The organism is Robiginitalea rubriflava (assembly GCF_052540725.1).
In genome coordinates this window covers 265,046-289,508 of sequence record NZ_CP199309.1, presented here as the reverse complement: position 1 = coordinate 289,508, position 24,463 = coordinate 265,046, and the positions used below count along the sequence as shown (strand labels likewise).

Here is a 24,463-nt window from a genome sequence, read left to right as displayed (position 1 = left end):
TTTGAGGGCAACAAAAGGTGAAGTTCAAGTCTTTCTTATTAACAATTTAGTTAACACATGCTTTGGGGTACCGATTGAGTATTGTCAGTATCTGCCGGCAACCCTGTTGGATTTCTTCATTTGAAATAGTCAGTGGAGGGCTGATACGTACGGCCCGCGTTTCGAATAGTAGCCAGAAAAGCAGCAGACCTTCCCGCATGGCTTCCAGGACCAAGAACTGTGCTATTTCTGCATCCTTCAGGATTAACGCCAGCATCAGTCCTTTTCCTCTGATTTCTGTGATTAAGGGATGTTTTAACAGCTCACGGAACCGTAATTCCTTTTCTGTGGTCTGAGGGATCAGTTCACCCTCCAGCAACACCTGAAGTGTTTTATGAGCTGCAGCGGCAATTACCGGGTTACCCCCGAAGGTCGTTATATGGCCCAGGGCAGGATCCCGTTCCAGCAATGCCATATGGGCAGAGGAGGCAGTAAAAGCCCCGATAGGGAGTCCGGAAGCCATGCCCTTACCCATTACGAGTATATCCGGAATACAATTGTAGTGCTCAAATGCAAAAAGCTTCCCGGTACGTCCGAAACCGGGTTGGATTTCATCCAGGATCAGCAGGCTCCCGGTTTCCTGACAACGCTTTTTAACGGCACTGAGATATCCCGGTTCCGGTTCTATAAATCCGGCACCACCCTGAATGGTTTCCAGAATTACAGCGGCTGTTTTAATATTAATTTTCTCGAGATCCTCCAGGTTGTTGAAGGCAATATGTCTGATCCCGGGCAACAATGGCCTGAAAGGAGCCTTGCGATTTTCGTAGTCCATCAGCGAGAGGCTTCCCATAGTGTTGCCGTGATAGGCGGTATGCGCGGCTATCAATTCGAAACGGCCGGTAACCCTTCGGGCCAGTTTGAGGGCCCCTTCCATGGCCTCGGTACCCGAATTAACCAAATAAGTGCGTTCCAGGGGTTGTGGGAGCTCAGATGCCAGCAGACGACAGAGGTCTACGGCCGGCTTTTGAATAAACTCGCCGTATACCATTACATGCATGTATTGGGCAAGCTGCTGCTGTGCCGCACGCACTACGCCCGGGTGGCAGTGTCCCAGGGTGCAGGCAGATACCCCGGCAACAAAATCGAGATATGCTTTACCAGCAGTATCAAATATGTAAGAACCCGAAGCACGGGCCACCTCCAGCCCAAGCGGATGCCCGGTTGTCTGTGCCTGATATTTCAGAAAGTCCGTTAGCATGGATCAATTCTTCGATTTGAGGGGTTGTCCCCCTGTTTTACCCGTTTTTTTCGGACGGTCGGAAAGTAGTTTTGTTGTCGAAGGCGCATTTTCCTGTTCAGATTCGCTTCCTTCCTGGTCTATTGGATTGTCCAACCCCCTTATCACAGGAAGGACCAGATTATTGTCGTCTTCGTCAAAAATATCTTCCATACGCCTGATGCGCTCATCGCCCCTCCAGATAAACCCTTTCAGGATACGACTGGCTTCGGGCAGGTCCTTTTCCGGAAAAATATCCCCGTCCGGATCTGTATAAAACGTTATTTGCTCAATATCGCTGTTTTCGAGCTCCAACCGGATCTTGCTGCATATGGTCTTGTTGATGCCCAGTAACTGATCATCATCGTCGTACATCCAGTAAATCACCTCTGTATTTTTGACCAGGTCTACTATTTTTAGTTCATTTTCCAGGAATTTCCCGAAAAGATCCTTGCCCTTGGCCTGGTTATATCCGCGCTGCCCGATACTGTCTTCAGAAATAATAAAGGCATTGCCAAGCACTTTGAGGGAATCCATTTTTTCGGTTTCCTTATTACTGATCAGGTGAATACTGTCTCCGGTCATTTGGTTTTCCAGGTTCCAGAGAACAGGCCTTCGGATCATTTGGGTAAGACCTTTACTTTCTTCGAAATGAATGGAATCGCATTTACCACTCATGTCTGTCTTGTAAAATTTGGCATTTCGAAAGGCCCTTAATATGCGGGCATCGGGTTTCCCGGTCACCATCAGTGTATCTCCGTGCATATAAAGAGAATCCTGTTCCACCAGGCTGATCGATACCGCCCTGCGGGTTGCAAAAACCGAATCCCGTCCTTTATGGACCTCCGCATAATGGGCCCGGATCACTCCTTGGTTAATGGTATCCGTAACTTTTATATTGTTGGTGGCCGAGGCAAACTCGTTGGCTTTGTTAAAGTACACGCTATCCCCTTCAATGATGCGGTTGGAATAATGGATTTCTGTATTTTTTATACCATAACCCGTCTCGGTCCGGGTGTCGTAAAACCCCCTTTCGCAATAGATTTGGTAAGTGTCACCGGTAATGGTGGACGGGCCGTACATATAGGCGTTTTTGGAAGTGGTGTAGTAGTCCAGCCGACGTGATTCAAGGGTATAATCCGGGTTTTGTATATAGACACTGTCCAGGAACTGATATTTCTTGGGGATCATATAATAGCGGCCTACCTCACTGGTAAGCGTATTGACTGAGTCCACTACCTTACCGTAGTCCCGGTAATAGGATTCCTGCTTTTCACGGTCAAAATAAAGGGTGTCGGTGGTAAGGGTCATGGAGCGGTTGGTAAGCCGTACCTTCTCATATGCCTTGGCCAGTTTCAGGTTGCCATCGTATTCCACATAGCCACTGGTCATCAAAATGGAGTCACCCTGTTTCAGGCGTACATTTCCGATGGCTTCCAGCCGGTTGTCCTTCTGATAGAGAAAAGCATAATCGCACCAGAGGTCTGCTCCCTGATGCTCAAATTGCACCTGGCGCTGGTCTTTGCTGAAGATGGAGGCCCCGGGCCGCAGCGACTCGTCCTTGGTAAAACTTCCCCCGTAAACAATGGTGATTTTAGTACCGGCCTGGGAAGCTTGCTGGGCGAGCAGGGGCATGCAGCAAAAGCACGCTAAAATAAAGGTAATACAGGCTTTCAAGCTTAAATTTTAGCCAAAAATAGCACAAAATAGCGCGTAGTAGAAAGATTTGGGAAGCTTTTAGGAATTAGCTTTCGTGACGGTGTATGGTCTGGGTCCGATCCGGCCCTACGGAAACAATTTTAATAGGAGTTTCCAGGGCTTCCTCCAGGTATTCGATGTATTTTTTGAGGTTTTCAGGCAATTGGGCCACTTCGGTCATGCGGGTCAGGTCTTCTTTCCAGCCCGGTAATTCGGTATAAATCGGAGTCAGGTGTTCGGCTTCTATAGTATAGGGCAAATGGCTTATTTTTTCTCCTTTGTAGTGATAGGCCGTGCATACTTTGATGGTTTCAAAACCACTCAACACATCTGCCTTCATCATCATTAGCTGGCTTACGCCATTAATTTGGACGGCGTATTTCAGGGCTACCAAATCCAGCCACCCGCACCGCCTGGGCCTGCCGGTAGTAGCACCAAACTCGTTTCCGACCCGCCCCATGGTTTTTCCATCCTCATCAAATAACTCAGTAGGGAAAGGCCCACTACCAACCCGGGTGGTATAGGCTTTAAAGATCCCGAAGACTTCCCCGATATTACCCGGGGCAATTCCCAGCCCTGTGCAGGCTCCTGCCGCTGTGGTATTGGAAGAAGTAACATAAGGATAGGTTCCGAAATCGATATCCAGCAGGGAACCCTGGGCACCTTCGGCTAAAATTTTCTTTCCGGATTTCAGCGCCTGGTGCACATACTCCTCGCTATCGATGAATTGCAGCGATTTGAGGTTTTCCACCGCACTGAAAAATTCCGCTTCCAGTTCCTGAAGGTTGTATTGAATGTCCACATCGTAAAAATGGATCATAGCCTCGTGCTTATCGGCCAGGGCACGGTACTTATCTTTCCAGTCTGCCAGTTCCAGGTCACCGACCCGAAGCCCGTTGCGTCCCGTTTTATCCATGTAGGTGGGACCTATACCCTTGAGGGTACTGCCAATTTTAGCCTTCCCCTTGGATGCCTCAGAAGCGGCATCCAGCAGCCGGTGTGTGGGCAGGATCAGGTGTGCTTTCCTGGAGATAAGCAGGCTCTTCTGAATATCAATTGGAAACCTGGATAAATTCTCCAGTTCCCTGCGGAAGATAACCGGGTCTATAACCACTCCGTTCCCGACAATGTTCAATGCCTCTTTGTGAAATATCCCGGAAGGAATGGTATGCAGCACGTGTTTGATGCCGTCGAATTCCAGGGTGTGCCCGGCATTTGGCCCTCCCTGGAAACGCGCAATGATATCGTAGTTACCAGTTAATACATCAACTATTTTTCCTTTTCCTTCATCCCCCCACTGGAGTCCGAGCAAGAGATCTGCCTTCATGCGTCCGATTCGGTTATTTAGAAGCTTCTTCCTTGGGGTTTCGGGTCCCGTAAAAGTAAAGCGAGTGATTGTTGATTTTTATGTCGAAAACCTCTTCGATGGTTTTTTTGATGGATTGAATGCGCGGGTCACAGAATTCCACTACCTCCCCGGTATCGGTTAGGATTACATGGTCGTGCTGCCGGTCAAAATAAGATTTTTCGTATTGCGCCTGGTTCTTGCCAAACTGATGTTTTCGGACCAATTTGCACTCGAGCAGTAATTCTATAGTGTTGTACAGGGTGGCCCGGCTTACGCGATAATTCTTGTTTTTCATTTTGATATAGAGGGACTCTATGTCAAAATGCTCTTCAGAATCGTAGATTTCCTGCAGAATAGCATAACGCTCAGGTGTCTTCCTGTGCCCGTTTTCCTCGAGAAATGAGGTGAATACGTTTTTTACGATTTCCTGGTCTTTATTTCCCATCTGAATGTCAGCTGAATCCGGCTACAAAAATACAGTTAAAAATAAGAATAGCGGGAATTTGAATACTGATTTTAGCAAGCCCTGACAGATCACACCCGGCTCACTTTGTCGATACCGTTTATTTTTTTGAGGTTCGTCATCAGTTTTTTCAGTATCGTATTGTTTTTGACGACTACCGTTATACGCCCGCTGAAAGTACCGCCATCCGTTCCGAAATTCAGGTTGCGCATATTTACATGCATCTCATCTGAAATGATATCGGTTATTTCGTTGATCAGCCCCATATTGTCAATTCCGCTCAATTGCAATTCAGCTGTGAATTCCTCCTGAGTGGAATCTACCCACTTCGCAGCGATAATCCGGTAGGCGTAATTCGATTGTAGGGAAATAGAATTGGGGCAGTTTTTCTTGTGAACCTTAATACCTTCGTTTACCGTTACAAAGCCGAACACATCATCGCCGGGAATGGGATTACAGCACTGGGCAAGCGTGTAATTTAGTTTTTCTTCTTCCTTGCCGAAGACCAGCATATCGTATTTAGCGGTGATCTCGTCCCGGTTGATCTCTTCCTGTGCAGGTTTCCTTCGGATCTTATTTTTAAAGAAACTGATAAAGGCGTTGTTGTAGGAGGCCGCAAAATCCCTGATTTGCTGGTTCTCTATAGTGCCGTTACCAACCCTGAAAAATAAATCCAGGCTGGTTTTAAGACGGAAGAAGGCCACCATCTTGTTAACCACGTCTTCTGTGAGTGTAATTTTCAGGGATTTTAATTTTCTCCTGAGAACTTCTTTTCCATCTTCCGCAATTATTTTTTTCTCTTCTTTCAGGGAGGAGCGGATCTTGGAGCGGGCCCGGCCGGTGGTGGCGTAATCCAGCCAGTTCTGATTGGGCTTGGCATTATCCGAGGTAATGATCTCCACCTGGTCCCCACTCTTGAGAACTGTATTTAAAGGCACCAGTTTACCATTTACCTTGGCCCCCCTGGTATGCATACCCACCTCCGTATGGATATGAAACGCGAAATCCAGTGGGGTTGCCCCTTTTGGAAGTGATTTTAAATCCCCCTGTGGTGTAAAGACAAAAATTTCCTTGGAATAGAGGTTTAGTTTGAACTCCTCCACGAAATCCACCGCACTTCCATTGGAAGACTCCAGGGCCTCCTGAAGCCGGTTCAACCAGACTTCGATGCCCTGTTCCTTCTGATCGCCGTGTTTGTATTTAAAATGAGCCGCATAACCTTTTTCGGCAATCTCGTGCATGCGTTCGGAGCGGATCTGTACTTCCACCCAACGCCCCTTAGGGCCCATCACGGTAATATGCAAAGCCTCGTATCCGGTACTTTTCGGGGAGGAGATCCAATCGCGAAGCCTTACCGGGTTGGGGGTAAAATGGTCCGTTACAATAGAATAGATTTTCCAGGCCAGGAATTTCTCATTCCTGCGGTCTGATTTGTATATAATCCGGATGGCAAATTTGTCGTAAATCTCGTCAAAGGTCACGTTCTGCGCCACCATTTTACGGCGTATAGAATAGATGGACTTAGACCGTCCCTTGATATCATAATTCAGGCCTTCCTGGTCAAGGGAATCCTGTATAACTTTATTAAAATCTTCAATATATTGTTGCTGGTCTTCCTTGGAGTCCTCTATCTTACTCTGAATGTCCTGGTAGACTTCCGGCTCGGTATATTTCAGGCTGAGGTCTTCCAGTTCTGTCTTTATATTATACAGGCCAATCCGATGCGCCAGCGGGGCATAGATATACAGTGTTTCCGAAGCAATTTTAACCTGCTTGTTTTCCGGCATGGAATCCATGGTAAGCAGGTTGTGGTAACGGTCTGCAATCTTTATGATGATCACCCGGATATCATCGTGCAGGGTAAGCAGCATTTTCCTGAAATTCTCCGCCTGCTGGGAGATATTCATGTCCTTCTTCATGTGGGCGATCTTGGTGAGGCCATCCACAATCCGGGCCACGGTTTCCCCGAACATCTGTTCGATATCGTCCAGGGTGTAGGGAGTGTCTTCCACCACGTCATGCAAAAGGGCAGAGGCTATGGAAACCGCATCCAGGCCAATTTCCGAGGCAACTATCTTTGCAACCGCTATCGGGTGGAAGATATAGGCTTCGCCGGACTTACGCCTTTGGTCCTTATGGGCGTCAACGGCCACGTCAAAAGCCTGGCGAATCAGCTTTTTGTCTTCATTGGAAAGCGTCTGATAACTTACCCGCAGCAATTCCTTATATTGCTTGGCGATCTCCTTGTTTTCCTTTTCTATGTAGGTCTCCGTCGGCATAACCTTAAAAATAACACATATCTGTATGATCAACAACAAAAATCGTGCCCGCGGCTAAAGGAGCCGTTATGGCAGTTGGCTGGCCGATAAAGTAATGGGGCAAGTTGTTTCAGGGGGGGGTGCCGGCTAGGCTTCTTTATTTTTTTGACCGCAGGATTTCATAAATAAAACCATTGGTGAGGATGGCGGCAACTACCAGGGTCCCAAATAAAAACTGATAATTCTCTGTTCCCTTGTACAAATAGGAAGCTATCAGGATTACAGCCGCCCAGATCAACGCGTTGAGGATTAACAATTTTTTCATAAGGTAAATGTTTGAAGCGGGTTAATCAGATTCATGGTCTGTCTATTGCCCTGAACCTGATATAAAGTTAAAGCATATTTTGTTAGGTCTTGTTTAATTGTGATGTCTAATACCTCTTTTTTCTTTTTTTTACTGGTAATAGAATTGCCGCCAGTGATGCCAGCGCCCAGGTAGCTTCCAGTATAATAAAGGGGATGTAATCCAGCAATACAGAAGCCAGGCAGGCAAGGGAAGCCCCAATCAGGTTCAGCATTTTAAACGGAAGCCGGTTGGTTTTCAGGACCCCGCTGATATTCAGGATATAGGCGCCCAATATGAGAAAGACGCCTGAGGCGCCGGTCCAGTCGGCAAGAGTCATTAGTATATAATTAAAAATTATGCCTCCTGCTTTCAGGTTTTCAGGTTCCCGATCCGGCGGCTTAGCGGGGGATGTGAGTAATGTACAAAAACATAGGCCGGATGCGGAGTCAGATTGCTCAGATTATTCCTGGAGAGTTTTTTTAGTGAGCTGATCAGCGGTTCTGCCGCAAAGGTTTCACGTGCAAAGTTATCGGCCTGGTATTCAAAGCGTCGCGAGATATAGTTCATTACCAGTCCGGTAATCTCGCTGATAGGGCTGTATAAGAGCCCGAAACTCAATAGGGCTGCGTGGAAACTGGGCGTGCTTACCCCAATAGCCCGGGAGAGTTCAGGATGGTTGATAAAGACAGACAGGAGGTAAAGGGTGAACCCTGTCAGCAAAATGGAAACAATCAGGTTAAAGACAATGTGTTTTTTCTTGTAATGACCCACCTCATGTGCCAGTACAGCCACTATTTCAGATTCATCCAGATCTTTGATAAGCGTGTCGTAAAGCGTAATGCGTTTTTCCTTGCCAAAGCCCGAAAAATAGGCGTTGGCCTTGGTAGACCGCTTTGAGCCATCTATCACAAAAATATTTTTTAATTCAAAGCCCACCTTGCGGCTATAGGCTTCAATACGAGACTTTAAACTGCTATCTTCCAGTGGCACCTGCTTATTGAACAGGGGTACAATCAGGCGGCTGTAAAAAAGGTTCATAAAAAGGGTGAAAAGACTGATGGCTCCCCAGGCATATATCCAGAACCCGCTGCCGGCCCAGCGGTAAAACCATATTACTAATAGCAGCAAGCCACCACCCAGAAACACCATCAAAAAAGTGCTCTTTAAGCGGTCTGTTAGCCATAGGGCCGGGCTACTGGTATTAAAACCAAAGGCTTCTTCAATCACGAAGGTCTGGTAATAACTGAAAGGTAAAGACAGTAAACCGCTTCCCAGCAGGATTATCCCGAAAAATAACAAGGCCCTGCTGATGGGATTTTCACTGATGCCCATAGCGAGCTGGTCTACCCATTCAAAGCCGCCGAAAATCAAAAAGGCCAGGGTAAGGGCCAGGGAAAGACTCCCCGAAAACAGCCCAAAACGATAATTGGCTTTTTTATAGGCCATGGATCGTTCATAGGCCTCAGATGAATATACATTGGCCACTTCTTCAGGCAGGGGGTCGCCAAACTTGCGGGCGTTCAGATAATCCAGCAAGGTTTCTACCGCAAATTGCAGTATCAGGATTCCGATAATAAGGTAATACAGACTTTCTGAAGACATGGGATTGGTTTGAGCGGTCGGAAAAATACTAATAAATTTTTGTACGCCAGTAATTTATTAGATAACTGACCTTTCTTTTGGCATGCTAAGGTTTAAGATTTCCAAAATTGCGCTGGCGCAGTGCTTCAAATATAATGATGGACGCTGCCACCGAAACATTCATGGAATCTATGCTGCCCCGCATAGGGATCTCTATATTGAGATCGGCACGTTCACTCCAAAACGGGCTCAACCCGCTTGCCTCTGTTCCCACAGCAATTGCAGTTGCCCTGCTGTAATCCACCAGGTCGTAACGGGCAGTAGCCCCGAGGGCTGCCGCGAATACCTGAATCCCGTGCTGGTCCAAAAAATCGGAGACTTCCGCCACACTTCCAACGGCTACCGGAACGGTGAAAAGACATCCCACACTGGAGCGTATTATATTGGGATTGTAGAGGTCCCCGCGGGGATTAACGATGATAACGGCGTCCAGGGCTGCTGCATCAGCTGTTCGTAATAAAGCCCCTATATTTCCGGGCTTTTCAGGAGCCTCGGCTATGAGGATAAGTGGTGTTTTACTGGCAAAAGCCAGAGATTTCAACTCATGGGCCTTAGATTCCATAAGGGCGAGTACCCCCTCTGTACCTTCGCGGTAGGCAGCCTTTTTATAGACTTCTGCACTAAGGGCTACTAAGTGCCCGGCATCGGAAATACCGGATAGTTCCCGGGCCTCCTCCAATGGTGTTATATCCGGACAGAAATAAAGCCGGACCAGCCGATACCCTCCCTGCAGCGCCAGCTGCAGCTCCCTTTTTCCCTCGAGAAGAAAATGACCGGTTTTACGACGCTCCCTGGATTTCTCCCTCAGGCTGATGAGCTGCCGAACTTCCGGGTTTTGAAAGCTGCTGATGTATTTGGGTTCGGTCATAAGGCAATATTAAAGAAAAAACGGAACAGGCCTGGTTGCCGGTTCCGTTCTTTTATGGTTTATGGTTAGAGGTTACTTCCCTTCATACTTTTCCATGTAGCGCTTCCAAAGCTTTGTTTGATGGGTTTCAAGGGAAATTTCCCGGCCATCTATAAAGGCATGGGTCAGCCGGTTGCCCCTCATTTCAAGTGCGTTGCCCTCCGATATGAATAGGGTAGCACTTTTCCCACTGGCCAGGCTGCCGTATTTATCGTCAATACCAAGGATTTTGGCAGTATTGCTGCTGATTAGCTGCAGCGCCTTTTCAAACTCAAGGCCCTGTCCGGCAACCTGCCCGGCATAAAAGGGAAGGTTACGGGTCTGGAAATTGGATGCATCCGCATTCTGTATGCCTACCAGCAGGCCTGCGTCAACCAGTAATTTGGGTAATTTATAGGTATGGTCATACGGATCGTCGTTGAGGTTCGGCAGGGTATGGGTATAGTTGACCAGGACCGGAATCTGATGATCTTTCAGGAAATTAGTAATCTTATGCGCCTTATAACCTCCAACCAGTACTACCTTCTGAACGCCGGCTGCCTTAATCGCACTGATGCCATCGATGATCTCGCGCTCGCCGTCTGCATATACGTACAGGGTTTTGCTGCCGTCAAACAGGCCCTGCATGGCCTTAAAGGCAGGATTCAGCGGGCTGTTGCTTCCGGAGCCGTAAGCCTTTGCGTTTTTTACAAAATCCGCAACATCCTGCTGTTGCTTGCTGTAGTCCTTGTTGGGTCGGTAGCCTCTTTCTTCTCCAAGCCACCATCTGCCTCTTCTAAAGGTACCGGGCCAGTTTAAATGAATGCCGTCGTCTTCCCTGACGATAGCATCTTCCCAGTTCCAGGCATCAAATTGTACTATGGAGGAAGTTCCTGAGATGCGTCCTCCCTGGGGGGTTATCTGCCCCAGGAGCACCCCGTTTGGCCGCATGCTTTCCACTACCTGGGATTCTGCATTATACGCAATGATACTTCTTACATGCGGGATCATGTCCCCAATCTCGTCCTGGTCATCGGAGGCCCTTACTGCGTTAATTTCAATAAGGCCCAAAGACTTTCCGGGGGCAATAAAACCCGGATAGACATGTTTTCCACTGGCATTGATAACCCTTCCCCTGGGGCTGACATCTGCCCCAATTTCGGTGATGAGGCCCTCCTCAAAAACCAGGGTACCGTTTTCAATGACACTCCCATCGCCAAGATGCAGGGTAGCCCCGCTAATGCTGATCACCTCTGATTGAGGCAGGGCAGGGGTCTGCTGGGCCATGGAGAGGGAGGCTATCAGCATAATTGCCCAAAGAATTCCTTTGTATTTTTTCATGTTTTGAGTTTTATGTGGATTCATACTACAGGCTGTCACAGTGAAATTTTTCCTTTTGCTTCTGACGAGGGGTTCTAAGGTTCCCCGACCCGTCTTTCTCCTGCAGCATCATATTGATGAGCTGGTTGCGCTCTTCGGCCATCTGGCTGCGCAGAAGGGCATCCGTTTCCATATCGAAATAAGGTACCCCTTCAATAAAGGTTTTTTCGGCTTTGGCCACAACCGAAAGCGGATGGTCCGACCACAGTACCAGGTCTGCATCCTTGCCTTCCTTAATACTACCCACCCGGTCGTCCAGGTGTAATAATTTAGCAGGGTTCAAAGTAACCATCTTCCATGCTTCCTCTTCGGAAAGCCCGCCGTACTTCACGGTTTTGGCAGCCTCCTGGTTCAATCTTCTGGACATCTCGGCATCATCGCTGTTGATGGCCACGGTTACTCCCTCACTGTGCATGATTGCAGCATTGTAAGGAATAGCGTCCTTAACCTCGTATTTATAAGCCCACCAGTCGCTGAAAGTAGATCCGCCCACGCCGTGTTCCGCCATTTTATCGGCAACCTTATACCCTTCAAGGATATGGGTAAAGGTGTTAACCCTGAAGCCCATTTTCTCGGCTACCTTCATCAGCATATTGATTTCGCTTTGCACATAGGAATGACAGCTGATAAAGCGTTCGCCCCTGAGGATTTCCGCCAGGGTTTCCATTTCCTCATCATATCGATACGGTTTCCCGGAATCCTTTAAAGCCTGGTATTCTTTGGCGCGTTGAAAGTAATTCATAAACACCTGTTCAACCCCCATCCGGGTTTGCGGGAAACGGCTGTAACTTTGCCAGTTACTCTGCTTTACGTTTTCACCCAAAGCAAATTTTATGAACTTCGGCATGTCTTTGTAAATCATTTCCGAAGCGTTTTTTCCCCATTTCAGTTTCAGGATGGCGGATCGCCCCCCTATGGGATTTGCCGACCCGTGCAGCAGCTGTATGGAGGTAACCCCTCCGGCCAGGTTTCGGTAAATATCAATATCCTCAGGATCCACCACATCTGTCATTTTCACCTCGGCAGATGAATTGTGGCCCGATTCATTGATGGCCAGACCGGCAATATGGCTGTGTTCATCAATGATACCCGCAGTGAGGTGTTTCCCCGTTGCGTCTATTACTTTTGCACTCCCCGGGTTCAGGCCTGCACCTATTTTGGAGATTTTTCCATTGCGGACCAGTACATCTGTATTTTTAAGTATTCCGGCCGCCTCCCCGGTCCAGACCGTGGCATTGCGGAACAATATATCTTGTTGTACGGGCAGGCTGCGATAGCCGTAACCGACATTCGGATAGCTGATGGGTACCAGCTCCGGAGAATCTGTTACCTCCGTATCCTTTTCAGTGGTTTTTTCCTCATAAGTGGCGCTTCGGGTAGCCGTAAAACGGTCCTCGGTGCCATTAGGGACTACTACTTTTCCTTTAATCTGGCTGGGTTCTGATACCCTGGCAGTCAGCCGGTAGCGATCCTCCCCGTCTGTAAAGGAAAGGTCCAGCCAGTCACCGCTGTAACTTAATTTGGATTTAAGCTCGGTACTGTCTTTGCTTACTTTAAGTTTTGGGGAACCTGCCTTTCCTGTAACCTCCAGGCTAAAGGATTGTCTGTTCAGCATGAGGCTGTAATCTCCCCGAATGTCTTTTTGGGTCATATCGGAGAGCACGTTACGGCGTCCCAGCACCCAATTTTCATACATTGTGGTCTCTTTATCAAAAATCGGCCCTGAACTGATCAGGAAATTTGCCAGGTAGCCTGGTTTAAGGGCCCCGATCTTGTCACCCTGTCCGAGTAACTGAGCCGGGACGGTGGTCAGAGCCTGTAATGCCTTGCTCTCTGATAATCCATATTTAATGGCCTTGCGGATATTGTTGTGGAAATCTTTCATGGATTTCAATCCTTCAAGGGTAAAGGCAAAGTTGATTCCATTCTTTTCCAGGACGGCCGGGTTGGAAGGGGCCTGATTCCAGTGTTTCATCTCCTCCAGGCTGATATAGGCTGCCTGGTAGGGATTGGAAACATCAAAGGCTTCCGGAAAATTAAGCGGCACCACCAGGGAGGCATTGGTTGCCTTGATATCAGCAATATTTTCATATTCCTGTCCGCCTGCCAGCATTACATACTGAACACCAAAGGCATCGCCTATTCCGTCTGCCCTGAGGATGTTCCCTTTGTCCCCGGCGGCAAAAAACTGTACTAATTTCCGGTTCGCCAGCAGTGCTTCAAGAGAAAGGTCTGTGGTGCTTACCTTCCCTTTGGAATACCAGTCTGCATCGTAATACATTTGCCTGAGCAGTGCCATGGAACCCATCAGGGAACTTGGGTAGCTCTGTAGCGCCGCAATGCTTCTGTCAAACGAAAAGTACTGTCCTGATACCCCTTTCAGCAGGCGCTGGGAATCGGTACCTTCCGGATCCAGGGCAATAAAGGAACCAGTACCCCTGGCGATCCCGTCCTGTATGTGGCTGTTTACGGCTCCAAAGCCAATGGCCTGAAGTTCTTTAGCCTTCTTTGTATCGAACTTGTAAGCGTCTACTGCCTGTTTCTCGGGCATCACATGGTCGTTCCAGTAGAAGCCTTCTCTGCTGGGTTCATATTGGGCAGACCGTCCGGAACGTCGGGCCCTTTTGGCCTGTTCCACCCCAAAAGAGGAAAAGACATCGATAAAAGAAGGATATACATATTTACCTTCGAGGTCTATCACAATACTATTGGCGGGAATCCGCACATTAGTCCCGACCTGTACCACTTTTCCTTTTTGTATAAGTAGCGTAGCGTTGGCTATTTGTTCGGTAGGACTAACAAAGATTCTGGCATTGGTAAATGCCGTATAATTGTTGTTGGCAGATTTAACGCCTTCATTTTCAGGGAAGTATTCCTGAGCATGCACCAGGGCGCCCAGCCATAAGATGGCGGGGATCAGTAGTTTCCATTTCATCTGGGTGTGTCTTTTTGAATTAGTCGAACTAAAAATAGGGTAATACAAAGGGAAGCAGGAATTTCCCCTGAATTTTTAACATTACTTTAAAACCTCTGTTAATCCACTAAAGCCGGTATAAGCCCTTCTTTGTTGTGGTATGCAATCAGCAGGGAAACCACGCGGCTGTAACTCTTTATTCCGTCCTTTTGCCCGTTTGCCTGTAGATAGCTGTTAAAGATAGTTTTAAAGACCGGTTCCAGGGGGTTTTTATACTGCTCCCAAAACCGCCGTAATTCTTCAAAGTTCCGCTTCAGGCCTGGGTTCATTCTTTCGCTCAATAATTTACGGGCCTCAGAATTTTGCTGGTCCAGCGAACTAAGGCAGTATGAAAGTGCATAGGCCGTTGAGGCGTATTGAATGTATGGATCTTTATTGCGGGAACTAACCAGCCACCCGATAAAATTCGTTTCATTTTCCGCAGAATAGCCTAACTGGTGGGCTACCTCATGCCCGCAAACCACCGGAAACCGAAAGAGTGGCAGCAAGCCGTTAACCTGCGCTTCTCCTGTAAAGGGGTTCAGGTAGCCCCCGTACCCCATATAGGAAAGCAAGCTGCTGAAAATAGATTTCTTAAGGCTGGCCGGGCTGTATTCGAATTCCGGATAATCTGCGGTCAGCAGCTCGTAGCCCTGCCGTGTTTTCTCAAAACTTTCCGGTTTTGTATAAGTAAAGCTCACAGCCTGCAGACTGTCGCCGGCCAATTGCAGTTGTTGCCTGTTGGCTTCTTTAAGCAGAAATTCCGTAAGCCTGATCAATTGCTGTTCTGAGTACGCTTCTTCCAGCTCCAGTTGCTGCGCCAGGGGCATCCTGAAATAATTCAGCCCCCATAGGCTGTAAAAGGTAAAGTGCAAAATGGCAAGTACCATGGTTAAATCGCGCAGAAAAGCAAGCGGTTTTGCTCGGATTTTTTGCCGTTTTCTGATCAGGTACCCCAGGGCCAGCAGCCCCAGGCATGCATATAGTAAATCTCCCACTGAGAATGGGACCCACCCGTACAGGTAACGGAAAAAAACCGAAATGTATGGGTAAACCCCCTGGCTGTAATATTTTTCAATCCAGCCCGGATGTGCAGCCGCCCATTGTATCAGTAATATCTGAATGGGCAGGCTCAGGGCAATCCCGTTTTTTAATTTGCTTTCCACAAGCTCAAAAATAGCCATTAATCATTCAGACTTGAATTGCAATATGTACTTTTATGGACTTTAAAAAGACCGAAGACTATGAGTAATTCAATAGCGGAACTGGAACCGGTACATATCTGGAGAAATTTCGCAGCCCTTAATGCAGTTCCCAGACCTTCCAAAAAAGAAGAGAAAGTCATTCAGTTTATGATGGCATTCGGTAAAACGCTGGGCCTGGAAACCGAAAGGGATGCTTCCGGGAATGTGCTGATCCGTAAACCGGCCACAGCCGGGATGGAAGACAGGAAAACAGTGGTTTTGCAGGCCCACCTGGACATGGTCCACCAAAAAAACAACAATACCGAATTTAATTTTGATACCCAGGGGATACAGATGTATACCGATGGAGACTGGGTACGGGCAAAAGGCACCACCCTGGGGGCGGACAACGGGCTTGGGGTTGCAGCCATAATGGGCGTTCTCGAATCCAGTACCCTTATCCACCCACCGCTCGAAGCCCTTTTTACAATTGATGAGGAAACCGGGATGACCGGGGCCAAAAACCTCAATAAAGACTGGTTAAAGGGAGAGATACTGCTCAACCTGGATACCGAGGAGGACGATGAACTGGGGATAGGATGTGCCGGTGGAGTAGATATTACCGCAAGCGGTACGTATCAGCCCATAGCTTCAGGAATTGGGATGTCCGGAATACGCCTGCAGATAAAAGGATTGAGTGGTGGGCATAGCGGGATGGATATCCATAAAGGGCTCGGAAATGCTAATAAGCTGATGACCCGGCTGTTGTATGCCTGCCAGGCCGAACAGCCCTTCGGCCTGAATAGTTTTCAGGGGGGGAATCTTCGCAATGCAATCCCCAGGGAGAGTGTGGCCGTCATTGCACTTGAAAATTCCGGTTTAAACCAGTTCGAAAAGGCTTTTCAAAAAGAAAGAGAAGCCATCCTTTCTGAATTCCTCTCACGCGACCCCAATATTACCATAGAAATGGAAGCGGTAGAGCTGCCAAAACAGCTGATGTCAACTGAAGATCAGACCCTCTTGTTAAGATGCCTGTACAGCGTTCATAACGGGGTTTTTGCCATGAGCCATGAGTTCCCGGAAATGACTGAAACCTCCAACAATCTGGCCCAGGTAAGGGTAGAGGAAGGGAGTATCCGGGCAGGTTGCCTTTGTCGTTCTTCCCGTGAAAGTGCCAAAAAAAGCCTTTCCATGCAATTGGAAGCAACTTTTGCACTGGCGGGTTACCGTGTTGAGATGAGTGGGGATTACCCGGGATGGCTGCCGGAACCGGAATCTGAAATCCTGCAACTGGTCTCCCGGAGATATGAGCATTTATATGGGGACTCTCCGCGTAAAATAGCCGGGCACGGGGGCCTGGAATGCGGCATCCTGAAAGACCATTATCCGGAGATGGACATGATCAGTTTTGGTCCTACCATCCACGGTGCCCATTCCCCTGACGAAAGGGCATCTGTCAGTTCCAGTATGAAGTTCTGGAAATGGCTCTGTGATGTATTGGAAAACATTCCGAAACAGGCATAAAAAAACCCCGGGAATTCCCGGGGTCTTAAAACTATTCCTGGATTTTCAGTATTTCCACATCAAAAACCATGGTGCTGTTGGGCGGGATGGGGCCGGAACCCTGTTCCCCATACCCCAGATGCGGCGGGATGAATAAACGGTATTTGTCTCCTACTTTCATATTGAGAAGTCCCTCTTTAAAACCAGCAATCAGCCTGGACTCTGTACTGTAGTCCATCAGGGAAGGTTGAAATACACCCCTGTGCATTTGCAATAATTGGGAGTAATTTTCGGAGGTCCTTGCAATGGCATCGACACTGGTGTCAAACAGGGTTCCGTTCTCTAGCCAGCCGGCGTAATTTACAATTACTTTGTCACCGATTGCCGGTTTGGGTCCGCTTCCTTCCTGCAATGCCAGGTATTTCAATCCAGAGGGCAAAGCCGTGGCCTGTTCTTTTTGCGACTGCAGTTCAGCGACAAAGGCACTCAGCAGTTTCTGTCTTTCGGCCTCAAGGGCCTCTTCCTCGGCAAAATAGTCCTTCATAATCTGGACAGCGTCAAAATTACGGGCTTCTTTTCCTTTGCGGACAATTTCTACTTCTTCCATAACTACTGGTTCCAGCGGTTTATTCCCCTCACCAACAGGTACTGCAGCAATGCTATCCACTACTTCAATGCCTTCAACCACTTTTCCGAATACGGTATGCCGCCCGTTCAGCCATGGTGTCTCGGCGTGGGTAATAAAGAATTGACTTCCGTTGGTCTTGGGTCCGCCGTTGGCCATGGAAACAATTCCTTTTCCAGAATGGGTCAGGGAGTCTACAAATTCATCCTTAAAACGGTAGCCGGGGTTCCCGCTTCCATTTGCAAGCGGGTCACCACCCTGTATCATAAAATCTTTCATGACCCTGTGGAAGGTAAGGCCATTATAATAAGGCTTGTCCTTAAATTGTTCACTGACAAAAGGATTGTTGCCCTCTGCAAGGCTCACAAAATTCGCCACGGTAACAGGTGTTTTGTCGTGCTCCAGGCGGATTACAATATCCCCTTTATTGGTTTGTAATTCGGCGTAAATACCATCGCTCATTTCAGCATAGTGCTTAGACTTACAGGCGCTTAAGAGGCCAAGTGCAAGCAACAGTACAATCAGGGTATTTTTCATAGGAAACATAATTTATTTGGATTCAGTATTTTTCTCGATTTTCAATATTTCAATGGTGCTTTTAAGGGGCACGTTGGGGCCAATGCGGTCATTGTCACCATGGTAACCGTAAGCCAGGGATGAGGGAAATAAAAAGGTAGCCTTTTCCCCTTCCGACAATAACTTTACGCTATTGCGCATGCCGGGAAATAGCTCCTGTTTGTCTACCTTATAGCGCAATTCTCCGATCTCCGACTTGCTGTAGATGGTATCGTTAGTCCAACTCATTACATTATAGGTAAGGGTCACCAAATCGTCTGGGCGGGGCTTGTAGGCTGAGTTGTCTTGCTGTAACTCGTAGTAGAATATGGAACCACTGGCGGTATTTATATAGCTGTGCAGACTGTCCTTTGAGATGAGCTCCTGCAGAAAAGCCTCCTCTTTTGCCAGAAGGTCTTTATTCCGCTGCGCAGATTGTTTTAAAAAACTCCCGCCTTTGACTTCTACCGGCCGTCTGGGTTGCGGTCCCTCGCAGGCGATAACAGTAAGAATAAGGCCCAGCAGGCCCGCAATTTTTCTCATAAATTCAGTTCTTTTTGGTAGCCGGGTAAAAGCCCTTCGAATTTTTTTGTGGTTTCCTCCAAAGACAGTTCACTTCGGCCTCCTGCAGCATTTGTATGTCCGCCCCCGTTAAAATGAGCCCGTGAAAATTCATTTACGGAAAAAGAGCCCTGTGACCTGAGGGAAATCTTGATAATCCCCTCATCCCGGTTTTCTATAAAAATGGCAGCCAATACCACATCCTTGAGGGAGAGCCCGTAATTCACAAACCCCTCTGTGTCGCCCTTTTGAAAATGGTAGCGATCCAGTTCTTCCTGAGACAAAGTGATATAGGCCGTTCGATAGGCGGGAAGTATGGTCAGGTTTTGCAAAGCACAACCCAGTAGTTGCAGTCGCTCGGGCCGGTTGGTATCGTAAATATGCCGATGGATTTCGGTATGGGTGGCCCCTTGTTCCATCAGGTGGGCCACAACCCGCATAGTAGTGGCGGTGGTGGCTGCATATTTAAAAGAACCTGTATCCGTCATAATACCGGTATACAGGCAGTTGGCAATTCGTTTGTCAATCTGGTCCAGGGCATCCAGGGATGCCAGGAAATGGTAGACCATTTCACAGGTTGAACTCATCTGTACATCCGAATAGCACACCCTCGCATAATTTTCCGGGCTCTGGTGGTGGTCGATCATAATAAAATCGGCCTGCAGATCCTGCAGGGCATCCGAAAGGCTTCCGATCCTATTCAGGGAATTGAAATCCAGGGTGAAAATAAGGCTGGCGAGCCCGATCCGTTCTTTTGCCTGATGCGATTTTTTCTCATAGTTGATAACCGCCTCAGCCCCGGGCATCCATTTTAAAAATTCCGGAAAATCATTGGGAGAAATAACATCTACATGGTGCCCTTTTGCCTGGAAAAAATGATAAAGCGCAAGGGAGGCCCCGATTGCGTCGCCATCGGGGTTCTTGTGCGGGATAAGTACGATGCGTTGCGGAGTGGACAGCCATTCGCGCATTTGCCGGACATCAGCTGAATTCATGCGCGCAAAGATACGATTTAAATGAAAGACCATCCAAAAGTCCTAAATTTAGCTACTAAAATTTCGAGCTGTGAAACACCTGTTTACCCTTTGTGCCTTACTCATCCTGGTTGCTGCTTGCAAAACCCCGCGGAATGCTGCCCCGGCAAGCCTCCACAAGGAACAGGAAAATTTCCTGATCGCATTTGGATCCTGTAACCGCAACGACCTGCCCAATGAACTCTGGGATGATATTTTGGCCGAAAAGCCGGATCTCTGGATCTGGGGAGGAGACAATGTATATGCAGACACCGATAATATGGATAAACTGAAAGCTGAATACGATATGCTTTCAAAACATCCCGGCTATGCTGCCTTAAAGAAAACTGTACCCGTTATGGGAACCTGGGATGACCACGACTATGGCCTTAACGACGGGGGCAGGGAATTTCAGGCTCGGGAGCAGAGCAAGCAGGTTTTTCTGGATTTCTTTGAGGTCCCCGCTGATAGCCCGCGCCGTAAGCGCCCGGGAGTATATTACTCCCAAATTTTTAAAAGGGGCAGGCATAGTGTAAAAGTTATAGTGCTGGATACCCGTTTCCAGCGGTCCGGACTGCGGAAGGATCCCAGTGGCGTAAAACGCTATCTGCCCAACCCCGATCCGGATGCCACCTTGCTGGGGGAGAACCAGTGGCAATGGCTTGAGGCTGAGTTGGGTAAGGTTACTGCAGACTTTACTATAATTGTCAGCAGTATTCAGCTGTTGTCCGGGGAACATGGTTTTGAAAGCTGGCTTAATTTCCCAATGGAGCGGGACCGCTTTTTGGCCTTGCTTGAAAAAGTGCAGCCCCCGGGGGTCATTGTTTTGTCCGGGGACCGGCATATTTCTGAATTTTCAAAGTACCCCTCGCAGAAGTTGGACTATCCATTGATTGACTTTACCAGCAGCGGCCTGACCCATGTTTACGACTCATTTTCGGGGGAGCCCAATCCATTCCGGGTAGGGGAGGTGATTTCCAAAGTAAGTTTTGGCGCGCTGCGACTCAATTTGAAAACCCGCCAGGCCCAATTTGAAATTATAGGGGACGGGGGGGTAGTGCTCGGGCGCTTAAGTGAACAGTATTAATGTTGCGGGTTGGAGCAAGAAAGTGTATTTTTGCCGAAAATTTTTCAAAATGACAGGAAACAGAACCTTTACTATGATAAAGCCGGATGCGGTAGAGAACGGACACATTGGTGCCATTCTTGAAAAAATAACTGCAGCCGGATTCAAAATCATAGCCATGAAATATACACAACTAAGCCGCAGGGATGCCCGGGAATTCTACGCCATACATAAAGACCGTCCTTTTTTCGATGAACTGGTCCAATTTATGACCAGGGGCCCTATAGTCTCAGCCATTCTGGAAAAAGACAATGCAGTAGAGGATTTTCGTGCCCTTATTGGCGCTACAAACCCGGCCGAAGCAGCAGAAGGGACTATCCGGAAATTGTATGCCAAGGATATAGGTGAAAATGCTATTCACGGATCTGATAGCGATGAAAATGCTGCCATAGAAGGGAGTTTTCATTTCTCGGGACGCGAAATATACGCTTAGGAAAGCATCTGATTGAGATAAAAACCCCGGTTGCGACCGGGGTTTTTTTATTGCAGTACCAGGGTCCTGACGATCTCCCGACCCAGTTGCTCATTTAGCAGGCTGATTATTTTGGAGTTGCCAAGACTTAATTCCTCCCTCAGCACAGAAGAGGTAAGGTAAACGTAAAGGGTATTTCCCTGTAAGCGAACTGAACGGGTGTAATTCGCCACTCCCGGCCCCATTACCTCGTTCCAGGTTTCGGCAACTGACACCTGGTCTATCCCCTTCTGCAGGTTGTTTTTTTTGAGGAAGGACCTCAGGGCTTCGCTCATACTCTGCTGATTGTCAGATTTACTCATTGGAATTGTTGATATTCAGGGGTTTATAGCGAATATAATCATAGACAAGTCCATTGGAATGCCTGATTTGCAACTGGTCCGAATCCAATTTCAGCAATTCTTCTTCCCAGAAAGCATCCATTCCTTTAAAAGTAAGAAAATAACGGCCTTCCCGCTCATGGATTTCGAATGGCAGGGCATCGTCAGAAGTCTCATAGGTTCCGTCCAAGCGGGGTTGCATTTTTTTGAGGAAGCCTTTCCGGGCCTGTAATTGATAAAAATCTATGGTGCTGTTTACCGTGTATTGCTTGGACTGCCCGTCAGGGAAGACCACTTCTTTAATTTCCCAGTAACCCGCTAATTGATTCAGGTCTGATTCCTGCACTCCTCGGCAGGCCGTCAGCAAGAATATTAAAAGGGACATAAAGGCGATATATCTACAGCTTAATAAACGCATAACTCTGGTGTATTTCCTTAACGATCTCCTCTGTGCGGTCTGCATGGGTGTCGCTGATAAATATTTGCCCGAAAAGGTCCTGGTTAACCAGGCTTACAATATGCGCCACCCGGCGGGCATCCAGCTTATCAAAAATGTCATCCAGCAACAACAGCGGGGTCTCCGTTAATTTTGCTTTCATAAACTGGAATTGTGCAAATTTTAGTGCAATCAGAAACGACTTCTGCTGCCCCTGGCTTCCGAATTTTTTAATGGGATGCCCTCCGATCTGCATACTGAGGTCATCTTTGTGTATTCCCTGGGTACTGTACTGGAACACCCGGTCCTTCTCCTCAAATTTCTGCAGTAAATCCAGCAGGGGCATTTCTGACAATTGGCTGTCATAGTGCAGGCTTACCGTTTCATCCCCGCCCGAAATAGCCTGGTATTGTTCCTGAAAAATAGGCTGAAAAGCTTCCATAAACTGCTCGCGGCGAAGGTGAATGCGGCTGCCCAGGTTGTGCATTTGCTGATTGTAAACCTCCAGGGTACCGCGGTCGAAAGTGTGGTTGGCTGCAAAATATTTTAACAGCGCATTACGCTGGGATAGAATTTTATGGTAGTCCAGCACATCCTGTAGGTAGGCCTTGTCGGACTGGGAAATCACACCGTCCATAAATTTTCTGCGGGTTTCGCTTCCCTCCAGGATCAGGTCACGGTCCGAAGGGGAAACAATGACCAGCGGTACTTCCCCTATGTGTTCGGAAATCCGTTCGTAAATTTTTCCGTTTCGTTTGATTACTTTTTTAACCCCCTTTTTAAAGCTGCAAACAATCTGCTCTTCTTTTCCTTTTTTTAAAAATTGCCCCTCAATGACAAAGAATTCGGCTCCATGGCGGATATTCTGAGTGGTAATGGGGTTGAAATAGCTTTTTCCGAAGGCCAGGTGGTAAATGGCATCCAGAATATTTGTTTTACCCTTCCCGTTTGCCCCTACAATACAATTAATCTTGGAATCAAATGTGAACTCACTGGATTCGAAATTCTTGTAATTAAGTAAGGATAAGTGTTTTAAATGCATATTGCTCTAGCCGCCACAAGTTCAGGAAGGTCTTCGCAAATTATTGAAAAATAACGAATAAATTGCCTTAGGGTTTTGGATAAAACCTTTATTTTTGCGCGACCAATAATACAAAAAATGGCGACATATAAAAAGCGGGGACATAAACCGAAAACCACAGCTGAACAACAAGGTTTAGACCAACAGGGAAGTACCACAGCGGAAGTTTTCAATACTCTTGATACCTCAGCCTCCAAAACGGAACAATGGGTGGCGCGCAACCAGACCTACATTCTGGGTGTAATCGGGATCATTGCCGTTGGGGTACTGGGTTATCTGGGTTATCAGCAGTTTATTCAACAGCCGCGGGAGGCCACAGCCAGTAATGAATTATTTTTCCCAATGCAGTATTTCCGGCAGGCACAGCAGGATGCAGTTCAGGCAGATTCGCTCTACAACCTCGCACTGAACGGGTCGGAAGGTAAATATGGCCTTCTGGATATTATCAGCGAATATTCGGGGACGGACGCGGCAAACCTGGCGACCTATGCTGCCGGTGTTTCCTATCTGAACCTCAACCAGTACGACGAAGCCATTGATTACCTTGAAGACTTTAAAACCGACGAATCCATGCTGGGACCAGTTGGACTTGGCGCCATCGGAGATGCTTTTATGCAGTTGGGACAGACAGATGACGCCCTGGGGTACTACGAAAAAGCCATTAAGCACAATACCAATAATTTTACGACTCCCATATATCTGCACAAGGCAGGGATCGCGGCCATGAAGCTGGAGCAATTCGCCAAGGCAGAGAAATATTTCATACGAATCAAAGAAGAATTTCCGCAGTCTTCACAGGCTTCCGGTGTGGATGCCCTGCTCGGAATGGCCCAAAAGGCGGAATAATGGCTACTACAGGAAAGAACCTTTCCAACTACACAAAATCTGAATTACCGGATGCCTCAGCCATGCGCATTGGTCTGGTGGTCTCCGAATGGAATGGGGAGATCACAGAAGCCCTTTACAGGGGGGCTGAAATGGCCTTGCTGGATTGTGGTGTAAAAGACACTAACATTAGCAGGTGGAGCGTACCCGGAAGTTTTGAGCTGGTCTTTGGCTGCAAGCGCATGATTGAACAGGAAAAACCGGATGCGGTAATCGCGATTGGCAGTGTCATAAGGGGCGAGACCGCACATTTTGATTTTGTTTGTGCTGCCGCTGCTCAGGGGATAAAAGACCTCAATGCACAGGGCACGGTTCCTGTAATATTTTGTGTGCTCACCGATGATACCCTTGCCCAGGCACAGGACCGATCCGGTGGTCGCCATGGCAACAAGGGAACAGAAGCTGCCATTGCCGCCATTAAGATGGCTGCCCTCTAAAGTCAGGCGCACCGTTAAAAAAGCCCTTATTTAA

General features: G+C 47.8%; 23 protein-coding genes. 5 read left to right on the top strand and 18 right to left on the bottom strand.

The window, feature by feature from the left end; genetic code table 11:
• Nucleotides 1-46: 46 nt before the first annotated feature.
• The 12 genes from ACT6NU_RS01310 to ACT6NU_RS01255 form a co-directional block, all read right to left on the bottom strand.
• Entirely contained in the window at nt 47-1,240 is a 1,194-nt protein-coding gene (locus ACT6NU_RS01310; RefSeq protein ID WP_445382659.1) for an aspartate aminotransferase family protein, read from the bottom strand.
• Nucleotides 1,241-1,243: 3 nt separating this feature from the next.
• On the bottom strand, nt 1,244-2,893 hold the full coding sequence (locus ACT6NU_RS01305) for an OstA-like protein (protein ID WP_445382658.1): 1,650 nt from the start codon (nt 2,891-2,893) through the stop codon (nt 1,244-1,246).
• Between the two features lie 109 nt (nt 2,894-3,002).
• Nucleotides 3,003-4,283: an adenylosuccinate synthase gene (locus ACT6NU_RS01300; protein ID WP_445382657.1), complete on the bottom strand. Its 1,281-nt coding sequence runs from the start codon at nt 4,281-4,283 to the stop codon at nt 3,003-3,005.
• A gap of 13 nt (nt 4,284-4,296) precedes the next feature.
• Nucleotides 4,297-4,749, bottom strand: coding sequence for a Fur family transcriptional regulator (locus ACT6NU_RS01295; RefSeq protein ID WP_445382656.1), 453 nt, complete (start codon nt 4,747-4,749; stop codon nt 4,297-4,299).
• Nucleotides 4,750-4,838: 89 nt separating this feature from the next.
• On the bottom strand, nt 4,839-7,046 hold the full coding sequence (locus ACT6NU_RS01290; RefSeq protein WP_445382655.1) for a RelA/SpoT family protein: 2,208 nt from the start codon (nt 7,044-7,046) through the stop codon (nt 4,839-4,841).
• Between the two features lie 136 nt (nt 7,047-7,182).
• Complete coding sequence (locus tag ACT6NU_RS01285; protein WP_445382654.1) at nt 7,183-7,350, bottom strand: hypothetical protein; 168 nt, start codon at nt 7,348-7,350, stop codon at nt 7,183-7,185.
• A 106-nt stretch (nt 7,351-7,456) separates the two neighbouring features.
• The gene (locus ACT6NU_RS01280; protein ID WP_445382653.1) at nt 7,457-7,708 is read right to left on the bottom strand and encodes a CBU_0592 family membrane protein; all 252 of its coding nucleotides are present in this window, start codon (nt 7,706-7,708) and stop codon (nt 7,457-7,459) included.
• 32 nt (nt 7,709-7,740) lie between these two features.
• The gene (locus tag ACT6NU_RS01275) at nt 7,741-8,973 is read right to left on the bottom strand and encodes a M48 family metallopeptidase (RefSeq protein ID WP_445382652.1); all 1,233 of its coding nucleotides are present in this window, start codon (nt 8,971-8,973) and stop codon (nt 7,741-7,743) included.
• Nucleotides 8,974-9,058: 85 nt separating this feature from the next.
• Complete coding sequence (locus ACT6NU_RS01270) at nt 9,059-9,880, bottom strand: TrmH family RNA methyltransferase (protein ID WP_445382651.1); 822 nt, start codon at nt 9,878-9,880, stop codon at nt 9,059-9,061.
• A gap of 72 nt (nt 9,881-9,952) precedes the next feature.
• Nucleotides 9,953-11,239 carry an amidohydrolase family protein gene (locus ACT6NU_RS01265; RefSeq protein WP_445382650.1) on the bottom strand — a complete coding sequence of 429 codons (1,287 nt, stop codon included), beginning with the start codon at nt 11,237-11,239 and terminating at the stop codon, nt 9,953-9,955.
• Between the two features lie 25 nt (nt 11,240-11,264).
• On the bottom strand, nt 11,265-14,213 hold the full coding sequence (locus tag ACT6NU_RS01260) for an amidohydrolase family protein (protein WP_445382649.1): 2,949 nt from the start codon (nt 14,211-14,213) through the stop codon (nt 11,265-11,267).
• A 98-nt stretch (nt 14,214-14,311) separates the two neighbouring features.
• Nucleotides 14,312-15,415, bottom strand: a complete 1,104-nt coding sequence (locus tag ACT6NU_RS01255; RefSeq protein WP_445382648.1) for a DUF3810 domain-containing protein — start codon at nt 15,413-15,415, stop codon at nt 14,312-14,314.
• A 60-nt stretch (nt 15,416-15,475) separates the two neighbouring features.
• Between ACT6NU_RS01255 and ACT6NU_RS01250 the strand changes: the two genes are divergently transcribed.
• Nucleotides 15,476-16,939 carry an aminoacyl-histidine dipeptidase gene (locus ACT6NU_RS01250; protein ID WP_445382647.1) on the top strand — a complete coding sequence of 488 codons (1,464 nt, stop codon included), beginning with the start codon at nt 15,476-15,478 and terminating at the stop codon, nt 16,937-16,939.
• Nucleotides 16,940-16,970: 31 nt separating this feature from the next.
• Here ACT6NU_RS01250 and ACT6NU_RS01245 read toward each other — a convergent pair whose 3' ends face one another.
• From ACT6NU_RS01245 to ACT6NU_RS01235, 3 genes are read right to left on the bottom strand one after another with little or no spacing between them, the layout of a single operon-like run.
• The gene (locus tag ACT6NU_RS01245; protein ID WP_445382646.1) at nt 16,971-18,080 is read right to left on the bottom strand and encodes a peptidylprolyl isomerase; all 1,110 of its coding nucleotides are present in this window, start codon (nt 18,078-18,080) and stop codon (nt 16,971-16,973) included.
• Nucleotides 18,081-18,092: 12 nt separating this feature from the next.
• A complete protein-coding gene (gldI, locus tag ACT6NU_RS01240) occupies nt 18,093-18,641 on the bottom strand; it encodes a gliding motility-associated peptidyl-prolyl isomerase GldI (RefSeq protein ID WP_445382645.1) in 549 nt (182 codons plus the stop codon).
• Nucleotides 18,638-19,654 carry a DHH family phosphoesterase gene (locus ACT6NU_RS01235; protein ID WP_445382644.1) on the bottom strand — a complete coding sequence of 339 codons (1,017 nt, stop codon included), beginning with the start codon at nt 19,652-19,654 and terminating at the stop codon, nt 18,638-18,640. Before ACT6NU_RS01235 ends, gldI begins: the two co-directional genes overlap by 4 nt.
• A 70-nt stretch (nt 19,655-19,724) precedes the next feature.
• On the opposite strand from ACT6NU_RS01235, the gene ACT6NU_RS01230 reads away from it, so the two are divergent.
• Together ACT6NU_RS01230 and ACT6NU_RS01225 are read left to right on the top strand one after the other, a co-directional pair.
• Entirely contained in the window at nt 19,725-20,759 is a 1,035-nt protein-coding gene (locus ACT6NU_RS01230) for an alkaline phosphatase D family protein (RefSeq protein ID WP_445382643.1), read from the top strand.
• A 49-nt stretch (nt 20,760-20,808) separates the two neighbouring features.
• On the top strand, nt 20,809-21,231 hold the full coding sequence (locus ACT6NU_RS01225; RefSeq protein WP_445382642.1) for a nucleoside-diphosphate kinase: 423 nt from the start codon (nt 20,809-20,811) through the stop codon (nt 21,229-21,231).
• Nucleotides 21,232-21,278: 47 nt separating this feature from the next.
• Here ACT6NU_RS01225 and ACT6NU_RS01220 read toward each other — a convergent pair whose 3' ends face one another.
• From ACT6NU_RS01220 to recF, 3 genes are read right to left on the bottom strand one after another with little or no spacing between them, the layout of a single operon-like run.
• Entirely contained in the window at nt 21,279-21,572 is a 294-nt protein-coding gene (locus tag ACT6NU_RS01220) for a DUF721 domain-containing protein (protein WP_445382641.1), read from the bottom strand.
• Nucleotides 21,565-21,975: a hypothetical protein gene (locus tag ACT6NU_RS01215; protein WP_445382640.1), complete on the bottom strand. Its 411-nt coding sequence runs from the start codon at nt 21,973-21,975 to the stop codon at nt 21,565-21,567. The genes ACT6NU_RS01220 and ACT6NU_RS01215 overlap by 8 nt, the downstream gene beginning before the upstream one ends.
• Nucleotides 21,976-21,988: 13 nt before the next feature.
• Nucleotides 21,989-23,068, bottom strand: coding sequence for a DNA replication/repair protein RecF (gene recF / locus ACT6NU_RS01210; RefSeq protein WP_445382639.1), 1,080 nt, complete (start codon nt 23,066-23,068; stop codon nt 21,989-21,991).
• Between the two features lie 117 nt (nt 23,069-23,185).
• On the opposite strand from recF, the gene ACT6NU_RS01205 reads away from it, so the two are divergent.
• On the top strand, nt 23,186-23,953 hold the full coding sequence (locus ACT6NU_RS01205; RefSeq protein ID WP_445382638.1) for a tetratricopeptide repeat protein: 768 nt from the start codon (nt 23,186-23,188) through the stop codon (nt 23,951-23,953).
• Complete coding sequence (gene ribH, locus ACT6NU_RS01200; RefSeq protein ID WP_445382637.1) at nt 23,953-24,429, top strand: 6,7-dimethyl-8-ribityllumazine synthase; 477 nt, start codon at nt 23,953-23,955, stop codon at nt 24,427-24,429. The genes ACT6NU_RS01205 and ribH overlap by 1 nt, the downstream gene beginning before the upstream one ends.
• Nucleotides 24,430-24,463: the final 34 nt, after the last annotated feature.